Below are 17104 nucleotides of genomic sequence, written 5' to 3' on the forward strand. Positions count from 1 at the left end.
CTACCCCACCTGCTTGGCGCGTGGCTTGATGATGTTCGACCAGATAAACCAGCCGATCTGAACTGAAAGCCACACCAACGTCGCGATCAGCACCCAATCATTCAAAGAGACACCAGCCCACGACATACTCACCACCGCTACAGGAGGGGCAGATTTCGCAGCTTCACCGACCACTGTGGTAGCGATCTGCTCATGTCCTTGATTCATGAATCCACCCCAGAAACGAAAAAACCCCGGCTGGGCCGAGGTTCAGAAACGGAAAATAAAAAGACCGTACCCTTTCGGGTACAGTCTTCCATTATGTTTAACAACTGTACACAATCTTGCGGGCTAATGTCAAACCCCTGATTTTCTATTACTCCTCAACGCCCCAACTTTGATGATATTAATATCATATTTCCGAATAAAAATCGGAGGCAACTAAAATTGACACATTTATTAACAGGCATATTGATAGAAAACAAAACGGAATGTTCTTGCTATTGAATGGAAATGGACAATTGGCAAAATGAAATGAAAAAATCTGGTTATTTATACAGTTAATAGCAGCCTAACTCCCACTGCTGGGTGAAAGAGTTTTTCAGGATTAGCATGAAAAACTCTAGTTTTAGACCATATCAAAACATTGATTTTTATGGTTTTTTTAAAAAAAATATATGAGCTTCACGAAACACTTACACTGTAAAACTATGGATAAGAAGCGGATGCCACCTAGTAATTTTTCAGGCTTCAATGAGTATCCATTCATCCATTCTTTTGGGTTTTAGTAATACTAAAATTTCCAACATATAACTCCAGCGCTATGCTCTTCATAGTCGAGAATATTGTACTAGACAAAAATTAGTGAATGCCATACTTAATAAAGGAGAAAAGTCATGGTACTACAAATACTTGCCAACCTTGAATCAAACTCGAGTTACACAATCCAAAATGGATCCTCTGACTTGGCGGATATTTTTGTTTCCATTGACTCCCTTGCTGAAAATGCCGACTACTTACGAAATGTATATGACTACTTACGCGACCGCCCAGAACTGAGTCGTGCACTATTTGACGAATTGATTCAAAGACACAACACAGCATGCTCAACTACCAATTCAGTTCAGTTCGTTCCAGGATGTTGTTGTTGTGGAATAGATCCCTACGAGCCCGACAGACAGCTAGGGAAAGATATTTCCGCTTTGGAAGCAAGCCTAAAATCGACTACACAAGTCGACATCAAGTCGGTGAAGTTTCTGAACGAAGTAGCATCTTATCGAGCAAAGGCCCATGCTCGAATTGGTTCAATTGGCACAATGAAGAAAGACAAGCAACTAATTGGGGCAGAGCTCCTAAATCGCTTAACGTCTCGAACTCGGATTGACCGAGCAGAGGCTGACTATCTTTATGCGGTGTTAGAGAGAAATGAATGCATTGGTGAAGATCTATTCGAGTATGCGCTTTCAGGGGCTCGATTAGCATCTCTATTATTCCGACCAGCGATTGATGATAGCCCTGTAGTTGCCTCAATACGAGCTATTTTCAAGAAAGATGGAGCCGATATTAATGGTGGCAACAATGGTGGTTGCTGTTGCTGCTGCTGTTGCTGTTGCTGTTGTGGTGGAGGTTGCTAATTGAATAGTAAAAGTCATAGCCGTCAATCTGGTGAGGGAATTTCTATTCCACCAAATTTTCCCAAATCTGTTCCAATAGCTGAATACCGCACTGTTCAGTTATCACCAGAACTTTATTTTGCAATCCAAGAGTTGGCTGATGACCCTTGTTGCCCAAACGGAATTTTTTCGACTGCTGTGGCAATTGACAGAACCGCGAACTCCTCACTGATTAGAGCAAGATATGAGGCTGCCGAAAGATTCGCTCTTGCTGCAGTGCATGGGGGGCATCAATTTGTACATAATTCAATGATCGATTCATTCGATATATTTGAATTTCCTATTCGATTGAACTCACCTCTTAATGGGCACGGTCGTTCCTCAGACACCATATTTCTTGAGTTCTCAGAAACTTTCAACATGAAAAGCAAATATATTGCAGCCGCAGATGTCTTTGCACCCTACCCTATTATAGGTGGAGAGTGTTGCTGGCACCCAACAACAAATGGCGTAGCAGTTGGGAGGGACTATGAATCTGCAAAGTTTGCAAGCTTTTGTGAGCTTCTAGAACGTCACTCAATTATGAAATATTGGCATGAAGGAGGAACTTCATATCTAGTTGGAGAGAAAGAAATTAGAGATGCAGCAACTCCAGAGGAAATTTTTTTGGATAGTCTTGGCTATGAGTTAATATGCCTAGAAATATCTACAATCAATTCTATTTTTGTAGTTTTATCATTCGCTAAAAACAAAAATTGTAACTATCCATTTCTTGTTTGCTCTGCTGGTACTGCACAAACACTATCTAGTGCCATTAGAAAAGCTGCACAAGAGACAGTGCAAACACTAGTTGCCTGTGCTGGTCAGACCGCGGAGTTTTCACGATGGAAGGATAAAGGTAGCATCATAAATTCACTTGAGCACAGAATGTATTATTATGCAGACACTACAAACCATGACTCAATTAATGAGGTAGTAGCGGGTGCAATGGCTGAAGCACTGAATCTGTCAGATAGGTCACCGTGTACCACAACTTTCTCGTTTGATGAGTTACAACAACTAGGGGTTGCCGCTGCATTTGTTGATATAACGCCTGAGTCTTGGAATGGGTTGTTGAGTTGTGTGCGCTGTTATTCGTCCACAATGATTCCTTTATTAGTGTCTGAGTCAATGGTTAAGGAAACGCCCTCATTAGCCGCAGCAAGTCGCTTCGCTCTTCCTCATCCTTTTCCATGATATAAGGCAACTTAATTCTTACCAGCTGACGCACCTATGGAGATTGACCGAGCATGTCTTTATTCTATAAACCAATACGAATCTTTCAAAGGGAGGCGTCATGTCGAATATTCGTAAAGATAGCGGCGTTCAATTTTATACCATTTTTACTTTCTAATTATCTTGATTAAACCACTATTAGCAGTAAGTTGTAATTAGACTATGTCTAGCCGATCTTGGGCATAATCTTATGTAGTAACGCGCGCCGCCTTCACCTGCTTTACACAACACCGATGGCGCCACGTCAGCATGGCCAAATTGTGTAGGCATCAACCCCACACCCAATGCCCAATGCCTGCGGGTCAGTCCACCAGCCATGGCACGCCGAATCAGGCGTGCCAAAGATAAGACACAAGCCAGTACCAACACAACGTGGGTAGGCCTTGTCAACGGTCTTATCATATAGACGGCTGGCTTTCATATCACGTATTAATCCTCCCCTCCCGGTAGAACTGCTGGTAAAAACAACCTCATACGGCAGTAGTACACAAGCTTTAGCACTACTACTCAGCACTGGTCCAGACCAAGACCTAGATCATTGTTGGCGCGGAATCGGCATTGGTATCCCGATCAGCCGCTCAGTGGCCAGCGGTACCAAATAGGTTCGCGCTAAATCGGGATCCCGGCACCCCAGCCAGGCGTCGTAGTCATCCGGCGACACGATTACCAGGCTCCGCTTCTCGTCCCCTGGTTTGTGCATTCGCCGCAGCAGTGGGTGAGTGTCGGCATTGATGGTGAGCTGGGAGAAACTGAAGGTGTAGCCCTGTTCCTCCTGCCATGCCCGCCAGATGCCAGCCACTGCGAAGGGCTTACCGTCGGACATGCAGATCCGCCAGCGCTCGGCCTTGCCGCTCTCGTAGCAGGGTTCGAAGAAACCGGTCATTGGCACCAGGCAGAGATGCCCCTGCTGCCAGGCACGGCGGTAGGTCGGCTTTTCACCTACCGTCTCGGCCCTGGCGTTCATCGTGGTGTAGTGCTTGCCGCCGGGTTGCACCTTCCTCTTCGGCACCAGCCCATAGCTGGCGATCAGCGCCTGTCGCCGGCCATCACGCTGGATCAGGATCGGGGCCTGATAGTCCTGCCACACCTCTTCCTTCCAGTCGTACCCAGGGTCATCAACCCCAAAGTATTCCACCAGCACCGCCTTGGTGGTCGGGATGTAGTTGATGCACATGTGCAGCCCCTCCGTCGTATGAGTGCTCAAACTCACCAGGTTGGTCTCTGCCAAGCATAATTGGCCGCATTCCCCCTTGCCCTGCCAAGACCCGAACGCCGACCAGTGATCTTTCCGGATCCCTCAGATAGAATCACTGTACGTTCATACAGTGAAAATCACCATGATCCCCCATGCTACCGATGCACCTATCATAGAGCTCCCTCTGTTCCTCACCCCTGCCGCCTGCGGGTTCCCCTCGCCAGCTCAGGACTATGTGGAGCAGACCATCGACCTCAACCAGCACTGCGTCACCCACCCGGCGGCCACCTTCTATGTGCGGGCCAGTGGACACAGCATGATCGGGGAAGGCATCAATGACGGCGATATGCTGATCATCGACCGCGCCATCACAGCTCGCCACGGCGACATCGTGCTGGCCTGTCTGGATGGTGAGTTCACCGTCAAGATCTTGCAGACCGACCCAATGGCACTACTACCGGCCAATCCGAGCTTCTCCCCCATCATTCTGCAAGAAGGGCAGGAGCTGGATATCTTCGGCGTCGTCACCTTTGTCCTGCACAAAACCCGGCGAGGGTAGCCATGCCAACCGCCATTGCCCTGGTCGATGTGAACAACTTCTATGCCTCTTGCGAGCGTCTATTTCGCCCCGACCTCAAGGGGGTGCCGATCGTCGTGCTTTCCAACAACGATGGCTGCGTGGTTGCCCGCTCGGCAGAGGCCAAACGGTTGGGGGTCAAGATGGGGGTGCCCTACTTCCAGATCCGCGAGCTCTATGAAGAGCAGGGCGGCATCTGGTTCAGCTCCAACTACGCCCTCTACGGCGACATGTCGAACCGGGTGATGACGACCCTGGAGAGCATGGCCCCAACAGTCGAGGTCTACAGCATTGATGAAGCGTTCGTCGAGCTCGGGGAATCTTGGGCTGGCGACCTGCTGGCCTATGGCCGCCAGATCCGCGAACGGGTGCAGCAGTGGACAGGCCTCACCGTCGGAGTAGGCATTGCGCCGACCAAGACCCTGGCCAAGCTGGCGAACTACGCCGCCAAGACGTGGCCGGCCACCGGCGGTGTAGTGGATCTGCGTGATGAGGTGCGCCGTACCAAGCTGATGACCATCACCCCGATTGAGGAAGTCTGGGGGATAGGGTGCAGACTAACCGCCAAACTCAACAAACAGGGCATCAACACCGTGGCAGAACTAGTGGCAGCCGACCCTAAGAGCCTGCGTCGACAGTATGGTGTCGTCGTCGAGCGCACCGTGCAGGAGCTTCGGGGGATCCCTTGTGCCGAGCTGGAGCCGATGGCCCAGGCCAAGCAGCAGATCATCTGTAGTAGGAGCTTCGGGGCGCGCATCACTACCATTGGCCCTATGCGTGAGGCCCTGGCTGGATACATGGAGCGGACCGCCGAGAAGCTACGTGCCGAGGGGCAACGGTGCCGCCATGTCACCCTCTTTATAAGGAGCAGCCCCTTCTCGGAGCGAGAGACCTATTACGGCAACCAGATATCGACCCGGTTGCAGACTCCCACCTCAGATACCCGTGACCTGCTGGCCCTGGTTGAGCCGCTATTGCGCCGGATCTGGCGGGATGATGTCCGCTATATGAAGGGAGGCGTCATGCTAGCCGACTTCACCCCCACCGACATGCAGCAGGGAGATCTATTCGCTGACCGGCAGCAGGATCCCCGCAGCGAGGCTCTGATGAAGGTGATTGACCAGATCAATCAGGGAAGGTGGGGAAAGGTCTACTTCGCGGCCCGTGGCCGGGACACCAGCGAGTGGATGATGAAGCGGGAGCATCTCAGCCCCCGCTACACCACCTCTATCAGCGAACTACCCGTGGTGAAGGTATGAGCTTCATCAGCCTTGTCAGCTGCTGCTGAACTGGCTCCCACTTTGGATCTGGCGGGACCTTCTCCAACCTGGGCGCCGGTACTTGGTGAATACAGAGCACCTTGATGAAAATCCGCTTGTGGACTTTCCCCTCCTCTTTCAGCCCTCTCCGGACTTCAGCCACCAGCTCGACGCATTTCAGGTTGCGCAAGTAGATCATGAGATCGCCAGCCAGACCACTGGGTATCTCAAGCACCTCGACGACGTCATACAGGTCGAAGAAATCGCCGTACAGTAGTCCCCAGCCCGCCATCTTCAGGGCGGGATCTTTCAATTTGCTATCCATGTAGCCCCACCTGGTTCTCCCCATTGAGGATCAAGATACATGACAGAGCCCAGCACAGCGTCACTTTACATACTCGTCGCTGTCGACAAGCGCCACTCCCAAAGTATGCAGTGCGATTTTTAGCTTGGTGACCTTCTGATCTGCGAGACCGTCATCCCCCACCCCACACACAAAAACATCCGGAATGAACCCGCCGAAGCTATTTTTCGCCCGTACATCCATCACGACCTCTTGCCACAGGGGAGTGCCAGGACGCTCCAAGTTTTTCACCTCATCAAGTTGTGCAGCGACGATATAGGGACTGCGAGGATCTTTTAACTGGGGTCGCCATTTATCCAGGCATGAGGCTTTCAACTGTTCAGAAACATCTGGCGACAGCACTCTTCGCTGATAACCCAACTCATTGTTGCTGGTAGTGACAATTTCCGAATCTTTCGGTGCTGTGGCAACCACCAACTCGTTGTCACCACGCCCGACCTCGGCAGAACAGGGCACATCCGTGTAGGTTTTCTTGCCATTCACCGTACAAAGATAAACGTCAGACATTGCAGATGAAGAAACAAGAACAACGGCCAGACCAAGGCCAATGACGTGAAATTTCATGAGGATCCTTCCTCCATTATTCAGGCGCTCGCACAACTCTACCAACTTACGTTCTTGCTCTGCCATCCGTTTTTCATCGCCATCACGCCGCCGTCACCCGCTTATAGAACGTCGCCACCTCACTCTCCTGCTGGTGGCACCAGGCCTGCACCGCAAGATAGAGCGGATACCAGCCCCGCTCCCACTGACCGCGAGTCAGTCCACCAGCCAGCGGCTCAATGGCTCTTCTGATGTGGGTACCCAGGATGGGGCGCAAGCCGGTACCGTTGCAGCGTGGGCAGACCTTATCGATCGCCTTACCATGCAGGCGGCTCAGTTCCAGGTCGCGAATCACACCCCTCCCCCGGCAGAACTGCGGGTGGCAGGCCGCGCCCGGCGTGTCCACCGTGCGGCAATAGTGTTCCAGAGCCAGCTCAGCCACCCGGCGCAAGGCCATGCCTTGGCCACGTTCCTTGTTAGCGCCCACAAAGCGGGGGGCTATCTTCGTGCACTCGGCCTGCACCGCCAGCAACGCCTTCTTGGCATCCCCTAGGTCTTTGCAGTAACGCGCCATCACCAGCGCCATGCCGGCACCATTGTGCTTCTGAACCATTCCCAATGCCGTCATCACATCACTCTTTGTCAGATGAGAACGCCCCGTTGACTGGGCCTGATGGGCCTGTAGCATCACAGAACGCGGATCCCCTACCGTAATTGCATATTCAAAGCGCACTCATCACCTCCACCGTTACCGACACCATTCCCCCTTTCACTACTGGCCCGCGCTCCACCAGCAACCGGTCGATCTGGCTATCGTCCAGCCACACTCCTGCGTGGGTCAGGGCGTCTTGTACCGCCTTCACCGTGTTATCCAGATCCCGGGCTCGCCGGTCAGGGGCCTGCACTACCAGCCGCAAGGCCAGCCGATCGGAAATCTGCTTGCCGGCCAGCTTGGCCACCAGGCAGGCATCGGCCGCGGCTTTGCGATAAACCCTCCCCTCTTGGCTTAGCAACGTTCTGGGCTTGCCGCTCACGGCCACATTGCGCCAGATCCGGTTGGTGGAAGGGGGCCATGGCAGGGTCACTGTCCATAAATCAGCTTTTGGCATTGAACACTCCCAGGGAGCATGCCAGCTCCAATGTGTTGATAACGTGCTCCAACTGCGAACCGTGCTGGGCCTCCCACGCCTTCCACCCGATCCGGTGCAACTCCATGTGTGGCTGGTGGGCGAGCGGGAACACCATCAGATCGTGCGCCTTGCTGCCCATCACGCTCATACCGTGACCTACGACATGGTGCGCCTCGATGCCCTCGCGCTGGCCCGTCACCACACAGGGCAACTGCCTCACAAAGGCCAGGTAGGCTGCACACTCCCAGCGCTGGCGCTTGGGCCTGCCCAGGTGGAGGGCCGCGGGGTCTGGGTCGATCTGACGAATAGCCGGCTTGGCATTGATGCGGGCACGCAGATCGGCGAGCGGATCACGCTCTGCCACCTCAAGGCGATGATCACGATAGCGGGCATCGGTCTCCCGGTTACCGCGGGGCGACCACTTCCGATCCGGTTCGATGGGTGCCAGGCGACAGGCAGAGCGCAGCAGCGGATCCGGCAATGAAGGCAGCACCTTGTAGACGGTCGCCCACCAGCACAGATCCCGGGCAGTCAGGTCAGCAACGGCCACCCCGCACCAGCCAGCAACCCGCTGCAGCACAAGATGCGCCAGCCACCCGGCCACATCAGCGAGGCGGATCGGCAACTGCCCATTGCGGTGCTCGTTGTCGTGATGCCAGCACAAAGGCAGATGCACCCCCTCCACCTCTGCGGTGACGGTTTCCCCGATGCAGCCATTGGCAATCACGCAAGCCGTGGCATTGGCGGTCAGCAGCTCCCCACCGGCGGCATTGACCACCGCGGCGCAGGCCAGGGCCGACACCAGCTCAGGGAACTGGGTCAGCAGGTCGGATCCCTGATCACGCACCAGGCGCACCGGCTTGCCAGCCAGTTGGCGTCGTACCGCCGGCAGGCTGTCGCCCAGCGGCACCAGGGCCAGCCCCAGCGCTTCGACAAACACCGCGTTACCTGCGCTCACGCTTGCCCCCTGATCGCGTTCAACTGTTGGCGAAACCACTCACGGTGCTCTTCATCCACCTCATCGATGGCGGCCACCACGACCTCACGCCCGATCTCGTTGCGGCGCCGGCGCCACACCAGCAGGTGCGCCTGCTTGATCAACTCAATGCGCTGCCGTTCAGCCGATGGCAACAAGGCCAGGTTGTGACTCATGCCGCCACCCCGCGCAGGATGCCGTCACGGATCAGTCGCTCAACCAGCCACTGCTGGCCCTTGCCGGTGATCAGGGGGGTGAAGCTGATACGCCGCTCGCCGTTACTGTCAAACGAGCTCTCCCGGGTCGCGAACAGCCCGCGGTCCACATACTCCTGCATCGGCAGGTTCCAGCGCTCCCCGCGGCAACTCATCAAAATCTTGCGTTCCCTCAGCAGGGAAAACAGGGTATTGGGGCCGAGGCCCACCGTCTTGGCGAACGCCGACAAGGTGATCCCCTTCTCTACACTGGCGATCTGCTTGGCGAACTCCACCGCCGGGGCATCCATCGCCACCTTCTGTTCCAGCGCCATCTTCTGCTCGGCCAGCTCGGCAGCAAGGCGCAGAGCCTCCGGCAGCGACTGGGGGATCACCAGAGCGTTCTGGTTGCCCTGCTGCTCCAGTTCCTGCCAGCGGCGAATAATCCGAATCCGCAACTGGGCGCTGTAACCAGCCACCAGGCAAAGGCTCTCGTCCTTGTCCAGCAGCAAGCACGGTTGGGCCCGGCCCAGGCTGTCCTGGTACTCGGCTGGCTTTTCAGCCGATTGAATCTCCACCAGCATCCGGCGAATATCGGCCAGCACGTTCTTGTGCTCCTTGCCGGTCAGCTCGGCGATTTCCACGCTGGTCATCGTCAAAGGGGTCACGCCCCTCATCATCAACTCCATCTCTCTACCCCCATCGAAACATTGGCGGCCAGGTACAACGCCAGACCGACGAGCAACAGCAGCATCAACGCCGGCATCACGAGATCGCGCATGGGATCATCTCCAGCGTGGCGGGCCGCTGTTGCTGGCCGCGCAGGGCGTTAACCGCCTTCATCACCTCAGCCAGTTCGGCACCCTGTACCAGGTAGTGCCCGGCCCGGTGGGCCTGGGAGGTGAACCCCAGTTGCCGCGGGCAATCCGACACCTCAAGGCGCACCTGCACCGGCAACCAGTCCTTCACCTCCGGGTACACCGCCACCCGCACAAACCGGGCGCGGCGAATGTCCCGCTCACAGGCATCACTGAACGTCACCGCCATCACGCCATCCTCCCGGTTATCGTCACACCCTCGCGGCGCAGTTGGGCCAGCAGTTGCTGCAGCTCGGCCTGCACCGCCTCATCGGTCACCTGGCGATCACGCACATAGACGCGGGCCTCCGCCTGCATCTCGCAGGCTCGCAAAGAGACCTGGCGACCCACAGGGGCAGACTTCGGTACCGGATTGCGCTGCAGGATGGTGGCCTTGACCTCGGCCGGGCGCGGGGCGAACTGGCGGCCGGCGTCATCAGCCAGCTCCAACACCGCCTCGCGGATCTGCTGGGCGGTGAACCCGCGCAGTTGAACACCCCAGGCCATGGCCACGCCGCGGGCATTGGCATCCAACTGACTGGCACTGGCGGGCCAGCACCCAGCCATCAGCGGCAGCAGCTCGTCCGCCAGGAACATCGACATGCCGGTGCTCACCTGCAGACTGGCCTGATTCACGGGCAGACTGGTCACGTTAGAGGGGAGTGTTGTCGTCATAATCGACCCCCGCGGCTCGCAGAGCCTGGGCCTGCTGTTGGGCTTGCGCCAGATTGGACAGGGGGCGCTGGTGGCCGGCAGACGGGTTGCCGCGCTTGGCCTGCAACCGATCCCACTGCTGGCGCAGCTTCTGCGGGGCCAGGATATTGGTGCACCAGAACGCATCACGGCTCACCCAGTCATACAGCTCGCAAATATCGCGATGGCTGCGCTGGTCAAGCTCACGCATCAACCGGATCACGTTGGACCACTGCGCCCAGTTCGGCTCAAGAGCGGTCGGGGTGATCAACTGCACTCGACGAAACATCCACTTCGCGGTCATCAGGTCATCGCTGGTCCCCCACGCTTTGCCGCTTGGGGTCTGGATGGCCGCCTCGGGAATGACCCGGGTCTTGGACTTGGGTTCGGGATCGGCAACCTCCAGAGCGGCGGGCTCTTCCCCAACCTGGTCGAAAGTCGCGTCAGCGAGTTGCGACGAAGAGTCTTTAAGATCTTTGTTTGTTTTGTTGTTTATCTTGTTTAGATCTTCGGCTTGATACTCCGCGCCTAACTCCGCGCCATCAGATTGCGATACCCCCTCAATCCCCTGCCCTGATGCGGGTTTCAACTCCGCACCCAACTCCGCGCCAATGTGTTCTGAAACTCCGCGCTGGTAAGGGTCGTAGTTGAGCAAGGTGACCAGGGTGTAACCCCGAGTACCCTGCTTGCTGGTGCGGCTGATCATCCCCTCCTGCTCGAAGGCCTCCAGGGATCGACGGGCACTGTCTTCTGAGATGCCGCAGGCCTCCCCCAGGGAGCGGGCCGAGCCCACAATCTGCCCACGCTGCAGCAGCAGGCGATTGCCGTTGAAGGTCACCTCACAGCGCTCGTGCGCTGCCTCCAGCAGCAGGTGCAGCCACAGCGCCTTGCGCACCGGGTCACGGTAGAACGGCGCCTCCTTCAGGCTCTTGTAAAGCAGCACAAACCCGCTGCGGCGGTTGTCGGCCACGTTGCATCCTCGTGAAACTGGGGCGGCCACCGGGGCCGCCAGTCTGACTACCTCACCCATGGCTCACCTTCTTCAATCGCGTCGGCTTGGCCGCCTTCTTGGCGTCCTTCTCCTGCTGGCGCAGCTTGCGCTGCAGCAACTTGGCCATCTTCTTTCCCTCCGCCAGGCACTTGGCAAAGGCCTGCCCCTTGGCAAAGCACGGCGTGGTGCGAAAATGCCGCAGGGCCGCCTGGGTTGCGGTATGCACCACATCCGGGGTGTATCCCCCCGCCGTCAGGATCTGCGCCACGTTGCGCTCGATAAACAGCTCAGGATGCATGAGCCACCTCCTGCAGGTGCTGCTGCAAACAGGCCAGGTGGCGTTGCGCCTGCTCGGCAGTGGCCGGAATGCGCAACCCGCTGTAGACCAGAAATGTCCCCTGGGTGCCCACCACCAGCCTCGGCAGCGTGGGAGGAATGCATGAGCGGCGCTTGTCTTGCACGATCGGCGTTTGTTCGGTACGCTTCTCCATGTTCTTTTCTCCGCGAAAATGGACCTCGGGTCGGGCTGTTACAGCAGCGTCGGCCCACTCTTTTTGTGCTTCCTTCATCTCTTCTCTCCTTGTGCATGTGGCCCCGGGAACGGGCGCACCTGACTCGCCACCGACTCCTCCAGGCTCAACAGCTCCTTGATGGCCCGATGTACTGCACCCGTGATGGCTTGCCGCTCCACTGGGTCGATCACCCCGTCTTGCCGCGCTTCACGCAGCTCACCAAACACCGCCGCCACCACCTCGCCCACCAGCATCACCTGGTCGGCCAGCTCCTCTTCGGTCACCGTGCTATCCGGCAGGGCCACCAGCGTATGGCCGCGGGCCAGCGCCCAGGCCTGCAGGATGGCGTTGTCACCGGTCAGCTCGGTCACCGCCATCGCCTCGGACAGGGTCAGGTGGTGGTCTTCGCAAGCAGGGTTGAACTTGTTGTTCAGGGTGGTCGGGCGCTTGGAGCCCATCAGGCGGGCCAGATCGGTGATGTTGTACCGACGGCTCAGCTGATAAGCGGCGTCAATGGGGTCAGAAAGGTGGGAGTGTTCCCGCTTCACTCTCGTGGTTGTTCTGGTGGGTTTTGTCATGATGGCTTAACCAGTCCCACAGGTTCAGCCTTTAACCTTCCTTTGGACACAAGCTGCACCTGACAAGCGCGCCCATATGGGATCTCTTCACCCCACAAGGACACCGCAGACTTGCTTATGCCCAGTGCCTTTGCGGTCTTAGTCACCCCGCCGAAGAAAGCGATGACATCTAGTTTCTTCATAATCCCTCCTGTAGACACAGGGAGGTTAAGCAAGCACAACATTCGAGTCAAGCACTATTAACCCCAAAAGGTTTACATTACTTAACTATGAACATTGGTGAACGCATCAAGCTGTCTAGGTCGCGCCTGAAAATGACCCAACAGCAACTAGGCGACAAAATCGGCGCAAACAAAGCATCCATTTCTCAATGGGAAAATGGTGTGTACACACCTGATGCCAAAAACTTATCTGCTCTGGCAAAAGCGCTATCTGTGTCTGTGTTCTGGTTGATGGACGGTAAGGGGGATCCCGCCGGCCAAAATATTGAGATTGCATCACCAGATATCCACCGCATACCTGTCATTACCTATGTACAGGCCGGGGTATGGACAGAGACCAGTGAGATCCGTGAGTGCGATGGCAACTGGGTTTACATCACGACTGACCTGGAGTTGGGTGAGCGCGCCTTCGCTATCGAACTGAAAGGCCACTCCATGGAACCGGAATTTGTCGAAGGAGATGTAGTACTGATTGACCCAGACGAACATCCCCATCCGGGTGATTTCGTAGTGGCCAAAAACGGTGAGGAAGCGGCTACTTTCAAAAAGTACCGTCCGCGTGGCATAGGTGAAGACGGCCAAGAGGTTTTCGAACTAGTACCGCTCAACGACGACTTTCCCACCATGCGTTCCGATCGCCAGCATATTCAGATCATCGGTACCATGGTGGAACATAGGCGCCGCAGAAAGCGGCGTTAATAAACATCAACTGAATAGCTAAATTGTGAACCACAAAAGAGGATTTATGAGTTTTAAATCATACCGTAGCTATTTTGATTTTAGAAATGCCGTTTGCACAAAACAACGATATATATTAAGCGAGGATTCGAGTGAATTTCTTGAGTCTATTTTAAATACTTGTAGCAATAGAGAAACAATTATAAAGGCTGGCTCCTTAGTTTGGCGAGCCCAAATTGGAAGTGGTTTTCGACCCTACTATCAAACAGATCCTGATACTAATGAAGACATACATATAGATGATTTTCCGATCCCTTTTTCATCGCAGCGCATGAAGCCACTGCCAGACAGTGCTTCGGAGGGAAGAGCAAACCCCAAGGGTATTCCTTGTTTGTATGTTGCCACCGATAAAGAAACTGCAATGTCAGAAGTTAGGCCATGGCTTAATGCAATCATCTCAACAGGTTGTTTCAAAATAACTAGAGATCTCAGAATTATTGATTTTTCAGTTGCCCAGGGTTCCACTAAATTACATTTTTATTTCAATGAACCAGATTTAGATGCGAGGATAGAGGCCGTTTGGACTGATATTGATAACGCTTTTTCATGGCCAACAAAAAACTCTGATCTAAAGTCAGAATATGCTCCCACACAAATAATATCTGAGTTCATAAAATCTAAGGGATTTGATGGGATTGCATATAAAAGCGCCCTTTCAAATGGACATAATATTGCCCTCTTTGATTTGAATTCTGCAATCATGATTGGTTGTGATATTTATAACGCATCCGCGATAAATTTTACATTCAGTAAATCAAATTTTTATTAAATAATATATCTTTCATTCTAGTTGTTCGATACCTCCAAACAGCTGAACTAACCATCACAAATGGCGAATAAATCATCTGTTTAGTAAGGCCAACCCAGCAGGAGAGTTAAGCATTCGAAACAACAGACTTTACATTGAGGTTTGGTACACTTAACATCATCCTCGTACACACCAGTGAACGGGATGAATCATGTCTAACCAACACCACCAAAAGCGCATCTACATCGCTGGCCCCATGTCCGGCCTGCCTGACTGCAACCGCCCCGCCTTCCATGCCGAGGCCAACCACCAGCGTGAGCGCGGCCATATCCCGCTCAACCCTGCCACCCTCCCCGAGGGCCTAACCCAAGCCGAGTACATGGCCTGCAGCCTGCCCATGGTCATGCTCGCCGACGAGCTGGTCATGCTCCCAGGCTGGCGCGATAGCCAGGGCGCCACTGCCGAGTTCCACCTCGCCATGAAGTGCGGCAAGGTCATCCGCCAAGCCGAAGACGGCTTTGCCTGGTACCCCACCAGCCCCGAGGTGGCGGCATGAACCACTACGCCCAAGCGCTGGCCGAACTACAGGCCCAGCCTGACCACGAGCTCAAACAAATTGGTGACCAATGGCAGACCCCCAAGGCATTGGCCTGGGGCCTGTTCCACCAGTTCGCCCCCACCCTGGGGCCGGTGGTGCTCGACATGTTTGCCGACGACTGCAACCACCTGGTGCCCAACTACTACGACGCCGAAGACAACGCCCTCACCCAGGAGCTGGCCGCCGACCTGCGCCGGCTGGGGGGCGCTGCCTATGCCAACCCGCCCTACTCGCGCCCCTGCACGGATAGCGAGGGGAACCCCATCACCGGGATGGAGGCCATCCTCAACTACTGCCGCGAGCAACGGGCGCTGGGCGCCAAGATCATGTTGCTCATCAAGGCCGCCACCAGCGAAACCTGGTGGCCGGAAGATGCCGACTTCATCCAGTTCATCAGCGGCCGTATCGGCTTTGAAGTGCCGAGCTGGTACGTCCCCCGCGACCCGAAGAAGGACAAGCCCAGCTCCAGCGGCTTTGCCTCAGCCGTGGTGATCTTCGACGCCGGCTGGCAGGGCGAGCGCCGCCCCGAGGCACGCCTGCGCCGTGACGACCTCATCATCACCGGCCAGATCATCCTCGACATGATCCACCGCCTGGCGGTGGAGCTCACCCTGGCCGCCGATCACGTTATCCGTAACGCCACCCCCAAGCTGGCCCCCGTGGTCACCCAGGAGCAACCCGCCGAAACAGAACCGGCCGCGGGGGAACCACCAGAAGCCAACGATAACGAGGCCAGCGCCGCGGCAGCGGCTGAGCTGGGCTATGCCGATACCACCAGCATCATGGCCAAGCAGATTGAGTGCGTTGATCTCGGCAAAGAGCAACAGGATACGGTCAGGGGTTATGTGCAAGGCTGGCTGGACGAGCCTTATCCGCTCTCCGAGATCTTCTATCGGCTCGATCTGGCCGTCGCCAACTTGCTGGCTGGCAAGCCTATCTACCAGGGTTTTGCCCTGGAGGATAATCGTGCCCCCACCCTGCCCCACTGGCAGCGCCACCCTGCGGTGAAGGGCATCATCTACCAAATCGATGATGCCGATATCCTGACCCCAGCCAAGACTGCAGAACTGGCCGCCTGGATCATCGATAACCTGACGGCCCCCGGCGACCTGCTGGTACTGGCCACCACCAAGGCCGCCGAGCTGCTGGCGCAGAGTGCCGAAGCCACCAGCCCAGAGCCAAACCATGCAGAGCGGCAGCTCGAGCTGCTGGATGCTCACCACCCAACCGAGGAACCCAGCACCAAGCCGCTCGAGGACTGGGCCTTCGACTACCAGAACAACGAGCTCAATCTGGGTGGGGCTGTCTGGCATCGCTTTGTCACCGTGCTGACAGTCCTCTATGGCGAGCGGGAACTCTACACCGCCCGTGAAGTGGCCATCGCCATCTCAATGAGTGATGCGCAGTTGCGTGATCAATTCACCACCATGCCCGATGCCGAGCGCCAGCGCCTGGAGCGAATCATCAATGCTATGGACACGATGGAATGGAACTATAAAGGAGCCCAGCGACCGCTGAACGACCCGCAGCGCCAAGCTGCTGCTGTTGCAATCTTCACCGCTCTCAAAGAAACGGCAAATGCCCCTAAGCATGAGTTGCTCGAACGGGCCATTGCAGCCATCGACAACCTTAAGGAGGAAGTCGCATGAGCATCATTCAGGAGGTTGCCGAGTGGGTTCATGCCCGAACCGGCGGCGCCATCAGCGCAGAGGTGGCAGCGGCCTTCTCCCTCACGGTCAGCAAGGCCAGCATCGTGATGGGTCAGATACACAGGGAGGCCCGCTTCACCACCCGGGTTGAGCACTTTTGCATGGTCGGGGAGAACGGCAGAGGGCGGCACACCCGCCGCCTGTATGTGGATCAGGTGCGGGATCCGCAATGGCACAAGACGCCAGTGATCGGCATCAACGACGTGCAGCAGATTGTGAGGTTCGACAGCATTGTCGAGGCGGAACGAACAGGCGGGTTTGTACGGGTCAGCATCACCCGATGCCTGAACAACTCTCAGGCAACCCATGGTGGCTATCGCTGGACCGTCGCTACAAATGAGCAGAATGGATAGG

25 protein-coding genes are annotated in these 17104 nt (G+C 55.8%); 9 read left to right on the forward strand and 16 right to left on the reverse strand.

Annotated elements, in window-relative coordinates; all coding sequences use genetic code 11:
• The gene (locus ACZ9IL_RS08570; protein ID WP_073349951.1) at window positions 1-207 is read right to left on the reverse strand and encodes a hypothetical protein; all 207 of its coding nucleotides are present in this window, start codon (window positions 205-207) and stop codon (window positions 1-3) included.
• 668 nt (window positions 208-875) lie between these two features.
• Here ACZ9IL_RS08570 and ACZ9IL_RS08575 point away from each other — a divergent pair.
• Window positions 876-1613 carry a hypothetical protein gene (locus ACZ9IL_RS08575; protein ID WP_476003128.1) on the forward strand — a complete coding sequence of 246 codons (738 nt, stop codon included), beginning with the start codon at window positions 876-878 and terminating at the stop codon, window positions 1611-1613.
• Entirely contained in the window at window positions 1614-2828 is a 1215-nt protein-coding gene (locus ACZ9IL_RS08580) for a YcaO-like family protein (RefSeq protein WP_476003129.1), read from the forward strand.
• A 574-nt stretch (window positions 2829-3402) separates the two neighbouring features.
• Here ACZ9IL_RS08580 and ACZ9IL_RS08585 read toward each other — a convergent pair.
• The gene (locus ACZ9IL_RS08585; RefSeq protein ID WP_476003130.1) at window positions 3403-4077 is read right to left on the reverse strand and encodes an SOS response-associated peptidase; all 675 of its coding nucleotides are present in this window, start codon (window positions 4075-4077) and stop codon (window positions 3403-3405) included.
• Window positions 4078-4204: 127 nt separating this feature from the next.
• Here ACZ9IL_RS08585 and umuD point away from each other — a divergent pair, with 127 nt between their 5' ends.
• Window positions 4205-4621 carry a translesion error-prone DNA polymerase V autoproteolytic subunit gene (umuD, locus tag ACZ9IL_RS08590; protein ID WP_476003131.1) on the forward strand — a complete coding sequence of 139 codons (417 nt, stop codon included), beginning with the start codon at window positions 4205-4207 and terminating at the stop codon, window positions 4619-4621.
• Window positions 4622-4623: 2 nt separating this feature from the next.
• Complete coding sequence (gene umuC, locus ACZ9IL_RS08595) at window positions 4624-5898, forward strand: translesion error-prone DNA polymerase V subunit UmuC (protein ID WP_476003132.1); 1275 nt, start codon at window positions 4624-4626, stop codon at window positions 5896-5898.
• On the opposite strand, the gene ACZ9IL_RS08600 is transcribed toward umuC, so the two are convergent.
• The 14 genes from ACZ9IL_RS08600 to ACZ9IL_RS08665 all read right to left on the reverse strand — a co-directional run bounded on the left by ACZ9IL_RS08600 (window position 5870) and on the right by ACZ9IL_RS08665 (window position 12918).
• Window positions 5870-6223 (reverse strand): hypothetical protein, encoded by a 354-nt coding sequence (locus ACZ9IL_RS08600; RefSeq protein ID WP_476003133.1) that lies wholly within the window; start codon window positions 6221-6223, stop codon window positions 5870-5872. The two genes, umuC and ACZ9IL_RS08600, sit on opposite strands and share 29 nt — an antisense overlap.
• A 60-nt stretch (window positions 6224-6283) precedes the next feature.
• Window positions 6284-6892 (reverse strand): hypothetical protein, encoded by a 609-nt coding sequence (locus ACZ9IL_RS08605; protein WP_476003134.1) that lies wholly within the window; start codon window positions 6890-6892, stop codon window positions 6284-6286.
• Between the two features lie 16 nt (window positions 6893-6908).
• Window positions 6909-7418 (reverse strand): antitermination protein Q, encoded by a 510-nt coding sequence (locus ACZ9IL_RS08610; protein WP_476005326.1) that lies wholly within the window; start codon window positions 7416-7418, stop codon window positions 6909-6911.
• Window positions 7419-7527: 109 nt separating this feature from the next.
• The gene (locus ACZ9IL_RS08615) at window positions 7528-7914 is read right to left on the reverse strand and encodes a RusA family crossover junction endodeoxyribonuclease (protein WP_476003135.1); all 387 of its coding nucleotides are present in this window, start codon (window positions 7912-7914) and stop codon (window positions 7528-7530) included.
• Window positions 7901-8893, reverse strand: coding sequence for a DUF968 domain-containing protein (locus ACZ9IL_RS08620; protein WP_476003136.1), 993 nt, complete (start codon window positions 8891-8893; stop codon window positions 7901-7903). The genes ACZ9IL_RS08615 and ACZ9IL_RS08620 overlap by 14 nt, the downstream gene beginning before the upstream one ends.
• Window positions 8890-9087 (reverse strand): DUF3283 family protein, encoded by a 198-nt coding sequence (locus ACZ9IL_RS08625; RefSeq protein ID WP_005324004.1) that lies wholly within the window; start codon window positions 9085-9087, stop codon window positions 8890-8892. The genes ACZ9IL_RS08620 and ACZ9IL_RS08625 overlap by 4 nt, the downstream gene beginning before the upstream one ends.
• Window positions 9084-9782, reverse strand: a complete 699-nt coding sequence (locus ACZ9IL_RS08630; protein ID WP_234922228.1) for a phage antirepressor KilAC domain-containing protein — start codon at window positions 9780-9782, stop codon at window positions 9084-9086. Before ACZ9IL_RS08630 ends, ACZ9IL_RS08625 begins: the two co-directional genes overlap by 4 nt.
• A gap of 88 nt (window positions 9783-9870) precedes the next feature.
• Window positions 9871-10152 carry a hypothetical protein gene (locus ACZ9IL_RS08635; protein ID WP_476003137.1) on the reverse strand — a complete coding sequence of 94 codons (282 nt, stop codon included), beginning with the start codon at window positions 10150-10152 and terminating at the stop codon, window positions 9871-9873.
• Window positions 10152-10637, reverse strand: coding sequence for a hypothetical protein (locus ACZ9IL_RS08640; protein ID WP_201886303.1), 486 nt, complete (start codon window positions 10635-10637; stop codon window positions 10152-10154). The genes ACZ9IL_RS08635 and ACZ9IL_RS08640 overlap by 1 nt, the downstream gene beginning before the upstream one ends.
• Window positions 10615-11625, reverse strand: a complete 1011-nt coding sequence (locus tag ACZ9IL_RS08645; protein ID WP_476003138.1) for a conserved phage C-terminal domain-containing protein — start codon at window positions 11623-11625, stop codon at window positions 10615-10617. The genes ACZ9IL_RS08640 and ACZ9IL_RS08645 overlap by 23 nt, the downstream gene beginning before the upstream one ends.
• Before the next feature lie 52 nt (window positions 11626-11677).
• A complete protein-coding gene (locus tag ACZ9IL_RS08650; protein WP_268424107.1) occupies window positions 11678-11944 on the reverse strand; it encodes a hypothetical protein in 267 nt (88 codons plus the stop codon).
• Complete coding sequence (locus ACZ9IL_RS08655; RefSeq protein WP_476003139.1) at window positions 11934-12215, reverse strand: hypothetical protein; 282 nt, start codon at window positions 12213-12215, stop codon at window positions 11934-11936. The genes ACZ9IL_RS08650 and ACZ9IL_RS08655 overlap by 11 nt, the downstream gene beginning before the upstream one ends.
• Window positions 12212-12736, reverse strand: a complete 525-nt coding sequence (locus tag ACZ9IL_RS08660) for a phage regulatory CII family protein (RefSeq protein WP_476003140.1) — start codon at window positions 12734-12736, stop codon at window positions 12212-12214. The genes ACZ9IL_RS08655 and ACZ9IL_RS08660 overlap by 4 nt, the downstream gene beginning before the upstream one ends.
• Complete coding sequence (locus tag ACZ9IL_RS08665) at window positions 12733-12918, reverse strand: Cro/CI family transcriptional regulator (protein ID WP_476003141.1); 186 nt, start codon at window positions 12916-12918, stop codon at window positions 12733-12735. Before ACZ9IL_RS08665 ends, ACZ9IL_RS08660 begins: the two co-directional genes overlap by 4 nt.
• Window positions 12919-13005: 87 nt before the next feature.
• On the opposite strand from ACZ9IL_RS08665, the gene ACZ9IL_RS08670 reads away from it, so the two are divergent.
• From ACZ9IL_RS08670 to ACZ9IL_RS08690, 5 genes are all read left to right on the forward strand, one after another.
• Complete coding sequence (locus ACZ9IL_RS08670) at window positions 13006-13656, forward strand: LexA family protein (protein ID WP_476003142.1); 651 nt, start codon at window positions 13006-13008, stop codon at window positions 13654-13656.
• A gap of 46 nt (window positions 13657-13702) precedes the next feature.
• The gene (locus tag ACZ9IL_RS08675; protein WP_476003143.1) at window positions 13703-14464 is read left to right on the forward strand and encodes an RES family NAD+ phosphorylase; all 762 of its coding nucleotides are present in this window, start codon (window positions 13703-13705) and stop codon (window positions 14462-14464) included.
• A gap of 190 nt (window positions 14465-14654) precedes the next feature.
• A complete protein-coding gene (locus ACZ9IL_RS08680; protein WP_476003144.1) occupies window positions 14655-14999 on the forward strand; it encodes a DUF4406 domain-containing protein in 345 nt (114 codons plus the stop codon).
• A complete protein-coding gene (locus ACZ9IL_RS08685) occupies window positions 14996-16690 on the forward strand; it encodes a phage N-6-adenine-methyltransferase (protein ID WP_476003145.1) in 1695 nt (564 codons plus the stop codon). Before ACZ9IL_RS08680 ends, ACZ9IL_RS08685 begins: the two co-directional genes overlap by 4 nt.
• Window positions 16687-17103, forward strand: coding sequence for a hypothetical protein (locus ACZ9IL_RS08690; protein ID WP_476003146.1), 417 nt, complete (start codon window positions 16687-16689; stop codon window positions 17101-17103). The genes ACZ9IL_RS08685 and ACZ9IL_RS08690 overlap by 4 nt, the downstream gene beginning before the upstream one ends.
• Window position 17104: the final 1 nt, after the last annotated feature.

It is taken from the genome of Aeromonas sp. TECH754, from assembly GCF_056279295.1.